10 protein-coding genes and 1 pseudogene are annotated in these 12,616 nt (G+C 69.3%); 4 read left to right on the forward strand and 7 right to left on the reverse strand.

The window, feature by feature from the left end; genetic code table 11:
• Positions 1 to 456 precede the first annotated feature (456 nt).
• Complete coding sequence (locus tag ACWC2T_RS19790; RefSeq protein ID WP_450671636.1) at positions 457 to 930, forward strand: VOC family protein; 474 nt, start codon at positions 457 to 459, stop codon at positions 928 to 930.
• Positions 931 to 1,006: 76 nt separating this feature from the next.
• Here the strand turns inward: ACWC2T_RS19790 and ACWC2T_RS19795 are convergent.
• Positions 1,007 to 1,247 (reverse strand): annotated as a pseudogene (locus ACWC2T_RS19795) (IS5/IS1182 family transposase); the annotation flags it as partial.
• A 452-nt stretch (positions 1,248 to 1,699) separates the two neighbouring features.
• Complete coding sequence (locus ACWC2T_RS19800; protein WP_450671637.1) at positions 1,700 to 2,620, reverse strand: LysR family transcriptional regulator; 921 nt, start codon at positions 2,618 to 2,620, stop codon at positions 1,700 to 1,702.
• 300 nt (positions 2,621 to 2,920) lie between these two features.
• Between ACWC2T_RS19800 and ACWC2T_RS19805 the strand changes: the two genes are divergently transcribed.
• From ACWC2T_RS19805 to ACWC2T_RS19815, 3 genes are all read left to right on the forward strand, one after another.
• On the forward strand, positions 2,921 to 3,709 hold the full coding sequence (locus ACWC2T_RS19805; RefSeq protein ID WP_450671638.1) for an SDR family NAD(P)-dependent oxidoreductase: 789 nt from the start codon (positions 2,921 to 2,923) through the stop codon (positions 3,707 to 3,709).
• A gap of 41 nt (positions 3,710 to 3,750) precedes the next feature.
• Positions 3,751 to 4,095, forward strand: a complete 345-nt coding sequence (locus tag ACWC2T_RS19810) for a carboxymuconolactone decarboxylase family protein (RefSeq protein ID WP_450671639.1) — start codon at positions 3,751 to 3,753, stop codon at positions 4,093 to 4,095.
• A gap of 106 nt (positions 4,096 to 4,201) precedes the next feature.
• The gene (locus ACWC2T_RS19815) at positions 4,202 to 4,753 is read left to right on the forward strand and encodes an OsmC family protein (RefSeq protein ID WP_450671640.1); all 552 of its coding nucleotides are present in this window, start codon (positions 4,202 to 4,204) and stop codon (positions 4,751 to 4,753) included.
• A 288-nt stretch (positions 4,754 to 5,041) separates the two neighbouring features.
• Here the strand turns inward: ACWC2T_RS19815 and ACWC2T_RS19820 are convergent, their stop codons facing one another.
• From ACWC2T_RS19820 to ACWC2T_RS19840, 5 genes are all read right to left on the reverse strand, one after another.
• Positions 5,042 to 5,449 carry a hypothetical protein gene (locus ACWC2T_RS19820; RefSeq protein ID WP_450671641.1) on the reverse strand — a complete coding sequence of 136 codons (408 nt, stop codon included), beginning with the start codon at positions 5,447 to 5,449 and terminating at the stop codon, positions 5,042 to 5,044.
• Positions 5,450 to 7,831 carry a hypothetical protein gene (locus ACWC2T_RS19825; protein WP_450671642.1) on the reverse strand — a complete coding sequence of 794 codons (2,382 nt, stop codon included), beginning with the start codon at positions 7,829 to 7,831 and terminating at the stop codon, positions 5,450 to 5,452.
• 110 nt (positions 7,832 to 7,941) lie between these two features.
• On the reverse strand, positions 7,942 to 9,753 hold the full coding sequence (locus ACWC2T_RS19830; protein WP_450671643.1) for a hypothetical protein: 1,812 nt from the start codon (positions 9,751 to 9,753) through the stop codon (positions 7,942 to 7,944).
• A gap of 131 nt (positions 9,754 to 9,884) precedes the next feature.
• A complete protein-coding gene (locus ACWC2T_RS19835) occupies positions 9,885 to 11,345 on the reverse strand; it encodes a tyrosine-type recombinase/integrase (RefSeq protein WP_450671644.1) in 1,461 nt (486 codons plus the stop codon).
• A 157-nt stretch (positions 11,346 to 11,502) separates the two neighbouring features.
• Positions 11,503 to 12,570, reverse strand: a complete 1,068-nt coding sequence (locus ACWC2T_RS19840; RefSeq protein WP_450671761.1) for an MFS transporter — start codon at positions 12,568 to 12,570, stop codon at positions 11,503 to 11,505.
• Between the last annotated feature and the right edge of the window lie 46 nt (positions 12,571 to 12,616).

Consider the following 12,616-nt stretch of genomic DNA (forward strand, 5'->3'; position numbering starts at 1 on the left):
GCGAAAGGGCTCCCACTTCCTCGCCTTCCTCGGCCTGGCCGCCGCCCTGACCTGCTACAAGAAACTCGCGAAACTCGCCACGTGAGACAATCTCTTAACATTCACGACCGGGCCCTCCGTACCCACCCCGGCGAAGCCGCCAGCCTCCGTGCGGTGGAGGAGCGGGCGGCGAGCGTCCGAGCCGCCGCGCCCACCTCCACGATGGGACCCCGTAAAGATCGCCTACGAGGTGGCGTGGGGCAGTGACGCGCCTCAGTCAGGCGTTTCAGCCAGCCTGTACAGGTGCGAAGCGGGTTTCCCGGATGCGCTGCAGTCACGCGCGAGGGACACTGGCAGGGCCCACGTCAGCCGTCTTCCCAAATCTCCCTCTGCCAGGATATGAATCGGGCCTCAGATCTGCACTTGCTTAATTTGTATCGCATTCTGCCGGAATCCGATTCAAGAAAGGCGAGAAAGATGGATTTGAAGCTTGAGGTAATAGTAGTGCCGGTTTCCGATGTCGACCAGGCCAAGAGTTTCTACGAGACGCTGGGATTCCGCTTGGACGTCGACAACACGTTCAGTGACGACTACCGGTTGGTGCACTTCACGCCGCCCGGCTCAGCGTGCTCCGTCATCTTCGGCAAGGGCATGACCTCCGCCGAGCCGGGCTCGGCCCAGGGCCTTTACCTCATTGTCCCGGACGTCGAGCAGGCGCGGGCGGAACTCGTCGGCCGCGGCATCAAGGTGAGCGAGGTGTTCCATGATGCCGGAGGGCTACTCCATCACGGCCATGAGGGCGGAGATGCCGTGCACAACGGCGCTGGCCAGGAGCGGCTCGCCGGCCCTAATCCCGACCGAACCTCCTATGCCTCCTACGCCACCTTCCGCGACCCGGACGGCAATGGTTGGCTGCTTCAGGAAATCACCCAACGCCAGCCAGGCCGGTGACTACGCCTTGCAACGGCTACCACAATAAGGCGCCCAGGGACCGCCCCACCGGTTACGGGACAACCTCCAGCGGTTAGGTGCCCAGGCCAGCGCCGTGCTGTGTTCCGCGCCGGGCGATCGCGAGGACGATGCCGCGAGCCCGGACCGTGTTTTCGCCGCGCCCATCCGACGCGGCCACGGACGGGGCCACGGACGGGAGGGACGGCATCGAGCAGTAGCAGTAGCAGGGGCTGGGTGACGTCGTTGCGGTTGCCGCTGATCTCCACCTCATTGTGGTAGCCGTTGTCAATTAGGCGATGACCGCTGGGCCCACTTCCGAACTGGGGACAGCCACTCAGCCGCAATGCCGCACGGTCGGCCCTGAAAGTCCCGTCGAGGCGCCGAAGAAGGGTTCGCAAGTGCGGCCTGCCAGCGCTAGCAGTTCCCCGTCAGGCAGGTCGTGGCCATATGCCCGCACCTTGATCAGCCCGCTCTCGTCCATATCATCACTCCTGACAGCCAGAATGCCCGGGAGCGGAGCCACCGCGGCGAACGTCTTCATTTCTCTGGGAGTGGATCGGGTGTGGTGCGAGGTGGGTTCGTTGAGCTCTCGGAACTCGTTCTCGGGCGGTGTGTCTCAGCGGTAGGTTGCTGTAAGGATCGTGGCAGGAATTGATGGTGCAACGCGGCGCTCGAAGCAGACAGAGAGCTACCCAGGGCGCTGAATCAAAGTGAATTCGCCCACCCACGGCCAGAGAACAAACCGGGCGTCTTGGCGTGGCGCCAGTCATTACCTCTGATGATCGCTCGACGTTGTGCCGAGCACGGCCTCCACAGCGACTTCCCCAGCCTCGGCGAGTGCCCTGACGAAGTCCTCCAGGTCGGCTCCGAGGGGCGTGTCGCAGTCCCAGACGGCCTCGTAGTCGATCTCGACGGGTATACCGGCCCGCAGGAGCGGGCGGCAACTGGCGTGCTGGTGGGCGACCTTGGAACGAGGCAGAAGCGCCGCTCCCAGGCCCATCGCCGCCCATTCGTCCACCGCTCGGAAGCTGGCGGCCTCGCCCGGGTATGTGCGCAGCGTCACGTCGTTGCTGCGGAAGAGCTCGGTGGTGAAGGTGGTCAGGCCGCAGGTGGAGGGGCCGAGGATGTAGGCGGCGTCGGCCACGGCCTCGAGTTCGACCGGGCTGTTGATCGTAGCCGCGGGGTCGATCACGACCACGGGTTCGCGGGCGATCACGCGGTGTCGCAGGGTGGGCATCCCGGGCACGGCCGGGACGAGCACGATGTCCAGTCGGCCCGCCTGCAGATCCTCGCTGAGGGGTTCGAGGTCGGCCTCGCGCAGGACGAGGTCGTGTGGACGCTTCAGGGTGCGCGCGGCATCGAAGGCGCGGGCGACGAGTTCTGCACCGATCAGGGGTGACACGCCCATGCGGATCGTGTCGGTGCCTGGACTGGCCAGCCGCTGAGCCTCGGCGGCAAGCGTGTCGAGGGAACCCAGAACGTGATCGATCAGGGGCAGGATGCGTGCGCCGTGTTCCGTGGGTTTGACCCCGCGCGGTGAGCGGTCGAAGAGCTTCACGCCGAGCTCGCCCTCCAGCCGTGCGACACCGTTCGAAAGGGCAGGCTGGGTCACCCCGTAAGCCCGTGCGGCGGCGCTGAAGGACTTCGTCCGGGAGACGGTCTGGGCGTAGCGCAACGACTCGATGTTCACGGGTCTCCTTCCCTTGCCATAATCACTGATTATATCCGCATTCCCGATGAACCTCTACCGGATCCGCTCGGGGCGGCCTACGGTCTAAGACATTCCCGGGTTGCCGGCCTGCCGGTCCGGGTTGGAACAGTCATTCATTCTTCGCGGTAGGCGCATATCGAGAACTGGGGCCTCTGTCCTATTCCCGGTAGGAGGAGACGTGTGATGCGCGCGACAATTCCGGAGCGTGTGCCTGGCCACGTTGGCAGTGTTCCGTTTCCTGCCGCCAGCTCGTGAAGAACCAAACTCAGGAGAACGTCAATGTCCAGGGACACCCTCGACTTCACCGGGCAGAAGATTGTCGTCATCGGCGGCACCAGTGGTATGGGGCTTGCTGTCGCCCGCCGTGTCCTCGAGGGCGGTGGAAGCGCCGTCGTCACCGGCCGGACCGAGCACAGCGCCGCAGAGGCGGCTGCGGACCTGGCCCAGTACGGCAAGGCCATTGGTCTGGCCGCCGACCTGTTCGACCCCTCTGCCGTGGACCGCCTGCGAGACACCCTGACCGAAGAACACGCCGACGCCACCCTCCTCGTCAACGCCGCCGGGATCTTCGAGCCGAAGTCCTTCCTGGAGCACACCGAGGGGGACTACGACCGCTACCAGGCCATCACCCGGGCCTTCTTCTTCGTGACCCAGACCGTCGCCAGCAACATCATCGCCCGCGGCAACAAGGGCGCCATCGTGAACATCGGAGGCATGCTCGCCCACCAGGCCATGGCCGCCACCCCCTCCTCCGCGTACTCCGTTGCCAAGGCCGGCCTGCACTCCCTCACCCAGCACCTGGCCATGGAGCTCGCCCCGTACGGCATCCGGGTCAATACCGTCGCCCCCGCCGTTGTCCGCACCCCGATCTACGAGGCGTTCATCCCCAAGGACGAAATCGACTCCGCACTCGACGCGCTCAACAGCTTCCACCCCCTTGGCCGCGTCGGAACCCCCGACGACGTCGCCCCCACGGTGGCGTTCCTCCTGTCCGACCAGGCCGACTGGGTCACCGGCGCCACCTGGGACGTCGACGGCGGCGTCAGGGCCGGACGCAACATCTACTGACCCGCCCTCTTCGTCCCCCCTTCCGCACAGGAGCCCGCAGCGTGTCCTACCACGAACACACCGACCACCAGTACGCCAAGCACATCCGCGCCGGCGCCCCCGAATCCTTCAAGGCGTTCATGGCCTGGGACAGCCAGGTACTTCGCGGCAGCAACAACGTCATCTCGCCCAAGCACACCGAGCTCATGGCGGTGGCCGTGGCACTGACCACCCAGTGCGCGTACTGCATCGAGGCGCACACCAAGGCCGCGCACGCCGCGGGTGCCACCCAGCAGGAACTGGCAGAGACGATCATGATCGCGGCGGCGCTACGCGCGGGCGGCAGCTACGCGCATGGCTTCATGGCCATGAAGTTCTTCGACCAGGCCGAGAACCCCACCCCTTGACCTGACGCGACGAGCCGCCGCCGGGAAGACCGTTCAGGCGTATTCGGCGGCGGCCGCCGCTCCGCAATGCACCCATTTCACATCTGCTCGCAAGGAGTTGATAGCGATGTCCGTCATCAACGAGATTGACGTCGATGCACTGCAGCGCAGCATCGACACACTGCGGAGTGATCCCCCGTCCGCCCGGGCCACTTTCGTGGTCAACGGTTCGTGGCAGGGCGGCTACCGGATCACCACGCACACGGGTGCCCTGACCCAGGGCGGCGAGCGCGACGAGACCCGTGTCGCGAAGTTCGATATGGCCACCGACGAACCTGTTGCGGCGCTGGGCACCGACACCGCGCCCTCGCCCGCCGAGTACGTGTTGCACGCACTCGCCGGCTGCTACGGCGTCACCATCACCACCCAGGCCGCCCTGCGAGGCATCAAGCTGAACGGGATCCGCCTGGAGGTCGAAGGCGACATCGACATGCGCGGGTTCTTGGGCATCGACGAGTCGGTCCGTCCAGGAATCCAGCAGATCCGCATCAATGTCCACCTTGACGCCCCCGACGCTGATCGTCAGCAGCTCGACAAGGTCATCGCTCTCGTCCAGAAGCGTTCGGCCATCCGAGACACCCTCGCCAATCCGGTCGACGTCATCACCATGCTCGCCTGAAACAGGGGCGCGCTCGCCCCATCCGACTCCGGACACGACGCTTCGCTGTATTTCGCGCTGCCCGTCGACCTGGCCGCCGACGCGATCCCGCCCAGCGGGGGCCCATCCCATAGCGGGCATCAGGCCCGCTGCGGGCGCGGTGCCGGTACGTGTGCCTGTGACCAGCACACGCGACACCGCGGGGACACGTCCTCTCCCTCGGGCCACTGGCCGAAGGATTGAGAATATGACCAGATGCCTGGACAAGTTGCGGGATGGCTTCTCCACCACAGTTGAGCTGCGTGATGACTAACCCACCGGCGGTGGGTCTCCGTATGCCGCGGTAGGAGGAGAGCCGTGCAGGCGCCAGCGCAGGGCCAGGTTCTCGGCGTACAGGTGCGCGGCGACGGTGGCCAGGGCGTCGAGCTGGCCCTGGAGTTCGCGCGCTTGGCCGCGGGCCTGGGTCAGCTGGGCGCGCAGGTTGTTGAGGGTCTCGTCACGGGCGCGTTCGCCGGGGGTGCGTCTGGTGGGGTGGGGGACGTGGGTGTTCCATTCAGCGAGAACGTCGGTGGCGCGGTGGACGGTGGCGTGGCTGACGCCGGCTTCGCGGGCGAGGTTTTCCTTGGTCAGGGCTCCGTCGGTGTGCTGGGGCTGTCCGGCCAGGAGGCGGGTCATGGCGGCGCGGAGTTTGGTTTCGGTGGTTGGGGAGACGGCCATTTACTGGTCCTGGGTGAGGGCAGTGGTGATGGTTTCGACGTCGTCGAGGCGGGCTTGGAGGGCTGCTCGACGGGCGGGTGGCAGGCGGCGGTCGCGTAGCTGCTGGGTGAGGTCGTGTTGTTCGGCCAGCCAGACGGGGGCGTGATCGGCGGTGACGGCGGAGTTGCGGCAGCGTGCGGGCTGGCATGCCCCGATGAGTGGCGCACTGCCCTCCTTCTCTGGGAGTTGCTTGGTGCATTCGGCCCATTCCGGCTGCCATAGGCAGTGGTTGAGGGTGCCGAAGTGCAGCTCGGGGAGTTCGGACCGGATGAGATCGGCAACTGTGCGCGGATCAGCGGCGAGTGCTTGGAGCCCTGCCGGTGGCTGCGGGTCTGCGGGGGCGGGGAGTTGAGCGGCGGCGCGGTCGAGGCCGGCGTGCAGGCGGGCCGCCGCGGGGCCGACGGCGATGGGGGAGCCGGTGGTGCGGGCGGTGAGCAGGCTGGTGAGTTTGGTGGCTGCGGCGGTGGCGAGTCGGTCGTCGAACTCGCGCATCCAGGCGCCGTCGGGGGCGGCGTAGGAGTGGGTGGTGGGGTTGGCCAGGATCCGGCGGGCGGCGTGTTTGAGCTGGATGCCGAGCGCGATCTCCCCGTCGGGCTCCTGAGCGCAGATGACGGACATGGTCTTGCGGAACTGGTGTGGTCGCACCCGCGCGTCGGGAATGGCGTCGAGGCCGGTGGTGTGGCGGTGGGCGTTGACGTGGGCGATGAAGGTGTCGATGACGTACGGGGCGCTGAGGCCGCGCCGGCCCGTTCCCCGGCCGCGGCCCGAGGTGCCGGGGGTGGCTAAGGTGGTGAACAGGTGGGTGGGGTGCTGTGACAGGCGTTCGAGGACGGTCAGGGCGGTGGCGACGGGCTGGATGATCCACCACTTCTCCTCGAGCGGTTCGGGCTCGTTCTTCAGCTTGTACGAGCGCAGGGCGGGGGTGCCGTAGTGGTGGGTGAGGGCTCCGCGGCGGATCTCCTGGATCTCGGAGTCGCGCATCATCGACAGCGCTGCCACGAAGCAGTACACGGCGCCTTGCAGGGCCCGTAGTTCTTCGCCGAGGTTGCGGTCGGTCAGCTGGGTGCGCCACGGGCCGTGGGTGCCGTCGGCACGTTGCACGACGGTGAAGTGCGGTGTGGGGTGGGGCAGGTCGGCGGCGCGGGCCTGTCCCGCCAGTACCTGGTACTGGCCCGCGTCAACGGCGGCCTGGGCGATTGCGCGGCGTCGGCGGGAGGCCGACGAACTCGGTGAGATGGTGCGCGGTCCGCCGGGGCCGTAGACGAGGGTGGCCAGAAGCGACCAGCGAGGGGTGCGGAGAACCCGGTCTCCTTGGGCGGTGGTGTGGATCGTCTCCTGTACGGGGATGAGGTGGCCGGGTTCGGCGAGCCATGTCTTAAGGGTGGCGTCGAGTTCGGTCTGCGTGCGCTGGGGCGTCCGGGTGGACGTGGCGTGGGGTTGACGGGTGACGGCGAGCATCTGCTCGGCCTGGCCGGGCGTGAGGGCGACGGTACGTCCGCGGGCGGCTTCGGTCAGGACGCGGCGACGGCGCGCGGTGGCGGACGGGCGCGAGGTGCCCAGAGCGTGCTCGTTGGTGCCGTGCGTGATCAGCAGGCTGATCACCGACCACATCGGGGTGCCCACCGGGCTGGTTCGGAATGCTGCGGCGTGCACGGGAATCCGGGTCGTCGGGTCGTCGAGCCAGGCGTCCAGCCGTTCGTCGATGCTCGGCCGCGCAGGTGACGGTCCGGCCGTGGCGGGGCGCGTGGGCCGGGCGAGAGCCTGGTCCCGGGCGGTGAGGATGTCGTCGGCGAAGGAGTCGATGTAGGTCCAGGCGGCCCGCAGCAGCGGCCACCATACGGCCGGTTCGACGGTCGGGGTCGGTGTGGTGCGGGCCGCGCCCACGACGACTGACCGTGCCGGGTCGACGACGAGTCCTCCACCAGTCAGCACGGGATGCAGGTCGTACAGGGCGGTGAGCATGGACCGGTAGGGGACCAGGGAGCGCTCCCGGACCACGCCGGCCTGTAGACGGGAGGCCAGGAACGCAGTGAGCGTGTCCTCGTTCCAGTGCGGGAGGAGGCTGGGCTGGTTCTGGGCGATGGCCCAGCGCCCCAGTGCTCCGAGGCGCTCGATCAGCTGTCGCACCGTGGACAAGTAGGTCGGCTGGGCGGGGCGGTAGACGCCGGCGTTCCGCAGGACAGGGTGGGTGGGGTTGAGCAGGGCAAAGGCGACCTCCCTGGCCCGCAGGTTCCATGCCGCGTCGAAGGTGGGGAATGTGATCCGCCAGTTGCCCGGGATGACGTTGCTCGGCCGGCGCAGGCAGGAGCCGCTCCAGCGTTCCCGCTCGCTGAACAGAGGCACTGGGTCTGGATGCTGTTCGAGCAGTCCGTTCGCAGCCTTGAAGACCGGCTCATCGTCGCCGAAGGCCGCCCGGGGAATCGGCAGACGTGAATCTTCGCAGGCGGGGGCGCTCACCGGTCGTACTCCGTGCGCATGCCGAGGGGGAGGTGGAGTCGGGCACGGCCTTCTTGGGCCGCGCGGCGGGCGTCCGGCATCGCCGCAGCGCATTCGTCGAACAGTTGCGCCAGTGCGGCGGCCTGGCGCCCCCACAGCGCCTGCCACTGGGGCGGGGTGAGCCGGCTACGCATCTGATCGATGTGCTCGGCGAGCAGCACCAGCCGCGGCAGGTGGGAGGGGAAGACGACCGCGTTGCGGCACAGCATGCACATCGCCGGCGCGACATGGCACACCGAGCCCGCCGGAGTGTGCGGAGAGGCGTAGGGGTCGCGGCAGTTGACCAGTCCCATGTCCAGCTGCCCGTCCCGCATCGCTCCGGCGGTGTCCTCATCCAGGCCCAGCGCGGCACTCACCTCGGGCTCCGTCAGCTCGGCCACGGCCTCCTCGTCGGCGAAGACCGGTCGGGTCAGCGACGCGAACACCTTCTGCTGAGCCGTGGTGACGGCCCTCCCGGCCAGGACGTGCGCCGTAGTGCCGTGCGCGTAGTGGCGGCGGAAGACCTCCACGTGGTGGTCATCGCCCGCCAGGTCGGCGATCGTGCCGCCCAGCGCGACCACCCGTGCGATCTTGGCCGTCTTGCGCAGTCTTCGCGCATCGTGCGGCGCCGTGATCTCCAACGCGCGACCGTCCGGCCGGCACTGCCGGGTGATCCAGTCGGTCAGCCGACGCCCCTCCAGGACGAACTCGGCCCGCCGTCCCCGTACCCGCGCCCGGCCGGCGCCGGAGGGCTCCACCGTCACCCACAGCCAGCCGACGACGTCCGGGTAGGCGTGCCGGACCGGGTCCGTGATCGCGAACAGGCGGCGCAGCAGCCCGGGCACATCCCAGCGGCCCTCCCCCTCGAATGCGGCCCCCTCCCCGGTGTCGGCCACCGGACCGGTGTGCAGACGGCGCCGGATCCGTCCGGCCCGGTGCTTGGTCTGCGCAAGACGCACCCCGCCGTCGGTGAACTCGACGTCGTCCAAGGCGAGATCGAGGAGTTCCTCCGGTGTGCACTCGTCCATGGCCAGCAGCAGCAACACCCGAAACGGCTGCAGATCCAACTCGCGCGGGAACACCATCGCTGCAAGGCCCGCTAGCAGCGCCTGCGGGGCCCATGATGGGCCTGCGTCCCCGGCGACCTGCCGGATTTCGGTGGGCCAGCGCCCAGGGGACGTCGGCAGATGGGCACGCAGCACCGTCGTCTTCAGCAGGCCCTGGTGCACCGCCCAGACCAGGTTCGCCACCTTCTCCCAGCCACCCTGCCGAGGATCACATCCTGTCTCCAGCAAGGCCCGGCCCGCGGCCAAACGGCGCTCGACGGCCCGGATATCGCGGCGGGCCGCATCCCGCAGCGCAAGGCGCTCGGCCTGGCTGAACTCCTCAAGCGGCGGCGGTTCAGCCGGCTTCCCGAACAGTGGCGGCGCCTGCGCCCGGGCGGCGAGCTTCGGTGGCAGGTCCCCTTCCCGCACGGACCGCTGCTCGAGTAGCGCCAGCAGACTCGACGCCAGTTCGTAGCCGCGTTTCGACGGAGAGGGATGGACGCGGCGCAGGTCGTGCTCCCACTCGTAGATGATCTCCGTGAGGTCCGCCGGTCCCCCGGCCAGCCGCACAGGCTGCGGACCGATCCCCCGCTCGGCCAGCCAGGCGTCGGCGAACGCGACGAAGGACCGCACCGCTCGCGCGGGCCTGTCAGGCCCCCGCAAGGCCCGCGTCCGGCAGTACAGCACCCACTCGTCGGCCAACTCCGCCGCCAGCAGGCGGCAGGCGAACCGGCCGGGATCCACCCGGCATACCGTGCCATCCCGGCGGGAAGCACGCTCCACCTCCCGCACCCCCACTCGCGCGGGCTCCGCCACCACCCCCACGGGCTCTACCCGCTGACCCGGTACCAATCGCCGTTCCCCGCGCCGCGGCATCACACACCACCACCGTCACGGCCAGCACACTGCAGGGCGTAGTCGGCGAGCGTGCGGTCCTCCCGCGTCCACTCCTCCACCGCCCGCGTCACGATCGCGCTGACGTCCTCCAGGTAGCGCAGATACTTCATCGTGGACCGCGGATCGCGATGCCCCAGCAGCCGCTGCAGGATCAACAGCGGCGACCGGGCCATGTGCTGCAGCAGCCACACCCCCGACCCACCCGCCTCCCGGCGGCGCCGCTCGTCCTCAACGACCTGCTCCGTCAACAGCCGCAGCATGAACACCGCGAACGTGTGCCGCAGATCGTGCAGCCGGACCCTGCGCGGCATCTCCACCCCGCCCGACGCCTCCGACAGTCGACGGGCACGCTCGGCCGCCGCATCGAACACCTGCTGCCAGCGCGACGCAGACAGCACCCCACCGCCCCGGCCCACGAACAACCCCAGCGACTCCAGCCCTCGCTCTCCCTCCAGCACCGCAATCCGCCGCAGCGGCGCCGGCATCGCCACCACCTCGAACGACCGCCGACGGCCATGGAGGAGCCCGGACACCCGCATCCGCCGCTCATCGACGTCGTCCACCACGAACAGTTCCGCGCGCCGCCGCCACAGCGCCCCGTGGCTGCGTGCCACCTGAGCGGCACGCTCGGTACGGCGGTACAGCTCCAACGACCGCAACACCGCCTGCTGCACCATCACCACCCGGGCAAAGCCGTACTTCGCGATCGCCCCCAACGCCACCGGAACCGCACCGGCCCCCGGGCACGGGCGCGGCACCTCCATGTCCAACAGGCAGCTGAACTCCCGCAACCGCATACCCGTCGTCACAGCCAGGTCCGCGCCCGCCATGTTCCGCAGCCGGCCCGCACGCCGGAAACCCGGATCCGCACTGCCGTCCGGGAGATCACCTCCGAGACCGACCCGGTGCAGCATCACGTACTGCGCCCGCGAAAGATGCCGCACATCCAGATCGGCAGCCGCTCCCCACGACAAGGCATCCCGCCCACTGCGGCGCCGAGCGTACGGTCTCCGCTCCAGCAGACCCGTACCGAGCGCCCACTCGTAGAACCCGTTGATCGCCGTACGGTTGCGCCGCCACGTCGCCGGCCCGACCGGAGCCGGCGCCAACTGCGTACGCCACCACCGGAAGGCGACCAGGTCCGCCTCAGTCGCCGACAACAGATCCGTCGGCGGATCCAGCACCCGGGCCAGGAAGTCCTCCAGCCCCATCAGGTCGTACGCGTAGTCACGAAGGCTCTCCGAGCCCACGTGTCGGGCGAGATCAAAGAAGTATGAGCACATCGGCTCGACCGGGTACATGTTCTCGTCCACGAAGAACGGCGTGCCCTCCGGCAATGTCGCTGGCCCGGACAGCAGCTCAGACACATCGAAGCCGAGTTCGCCCAGCGCCTTCTGGTGCCGGGTCAGATGGCTGGATGAGGTGAAGAAGTAAGGCATCGCACTCCCGCCGCTGGTCGTAACGACCGCGGAACCTAACAGCCCAGCGCCACCTCGCCGTTCACCCCGTCAACGAGCTGAGACAGGTACGGACACTGGACCTAACCGTTGTAGTCGAGGAGGAGGGCGTCGACGCGGGTCGGGGAAGCAGGGAAGGTCACGGGGTGGGGGTCTCCAGGGCTTTGCGGGACAGGGCGGCGACGACGGCCGCGAGCAGGGCGGGCAGCAGCAGGGCGGTGGGCAGGGTGGTGACGGTGGCGAGGGCGCCGATGAGGGCGGGGCCGGCGAGCAGTCCGGCGTAGCCGGTGACCGCGACGGTGGCCACGGCCCTGGGGCCCCCGACTCCGGCGGCGGTGATCAGGCAGGGGACGGTGATGGACAGGCCAAGGCCCAAGGCCGTCCAGCCGGCCAGCGCCAGCGGCACCGTGGCGGACAGGACGCCGGTGGTGAGCCCGGCCGCCGCCAGGAGCGCGCCGGCACGGACGATGGTGGGAGCGCTGAAGGCTTGGGTGAGGCGGTCGCCGGTCAGGCGTCCGGCGGCCATGGCCGTGCTGTAGAGGGCGAACGCGGCAGCGCTCACGGCCGCGGGGGCGCCCAGGCTGTGCAGGTGGACTGCGGCCCAGTCGGCTGCCGCCCCCTCCCCCAGCAGGCTCGCGGCGGCCAGCGCGCCCAGCAGCCACAACGTCCTTGCCGAGAGCGCCGGTTGCGCCACGGGCGACACCGGGACCTGATCGGTTCCGCTGAGGGAGCGGGTGACCGGAGTCGCGGCGAGGGCAAGGCCGGCGAGGAACAAGCCGGTGGTGAGGAAGAGGGTGCGGTGCGGGGTGTGGGCGGTGGCGGCGGCCAGGGCGGCGCCGCCGAGCGCACCGAGGGAGTACGCGGCGTGCAGGCCGGACATGATCGGCCGGCCGGCGGCGTTCTGGCAGCGCACCGCCGCCGAGTTGGCGGCCACGTCCGCCACCCCGTGGGCGATCCCGAAGGCCCATGCCGCCACCAGCAGCGAGAGCAGGGTGCGGCATTGGCCCAGCAGGGCCAGGCACCCGGCCAGAGCGACGGCGCCGGTGGTCAGCAGGGCAGGAAGACGGTCGGGCCGGGCCAGCCGGCCGCCGGTCTGCAGGCCGGTGACCATGCCGAGCGCGGCGGTCAGCAGCACCAGCGCCAGGTCTGCGGTGCTCAGGTGGGCGGTCTGCTGGACGGCGGGCATCCGGGCGCCCCACACCGCCATGACCACACCGAGACCGGCGAAATACCCGGTCAGCAGGCGAAGGCTG

This window comes from Streptomyces sp. NPDC001393 (assembly GCF_053597455.1).

What these genes read in the sequence shown, in the direction of transcription:
- ACWC2T_RS19790 (WP_450671636.1), top strand. Translation starts at nt 457, where the DNA reads ATGGATTTGAAGCTTGAGGTAATAGTAGTGCCGGTTTCCGATGTCGAC.
- ACWC2T_RS19805 (WP_450671638.1), top strand. Translation starts at nt 2,921, where the DNA reads ATGTCCAGGGACACCCTCGACTTCACCGGGCAGAAGATTGTCGTCATC.
- ACWC2T_RS19815 (WP_450671640.1), top strand. Translation starts at nt 4,202, where the DNA reads ATGTCCGTCATCAACGAGATTGACGTCGATGCACTGCAGCGCAGCATC.
- ACWC2T_RS19820 (WP_450671641.1), bottom strand. Translation starts at nt 5,449, where the DNA reads ATGGCCGTCTCCCCAACCACCGAAACCAAACTCCGCGCCGCCATGACC.
- ACWC2T_RS19835 (WP_450671644.1), bottom strand. Translation starts at nt 11,345, where the DNA reads ATGCCTTACTTCTTCACCTCATCCAGCCATCTGACCCGGCACCAGAAG.
- ACWC2T_RS19840 (WP_450671761.1), bottom strand. Translation starts at nt 12,570, where the DNA reads ATGGCGGTGTGGGGCGCCCGGATGCCCGCCGTCCAGCAGACCGCCCAC.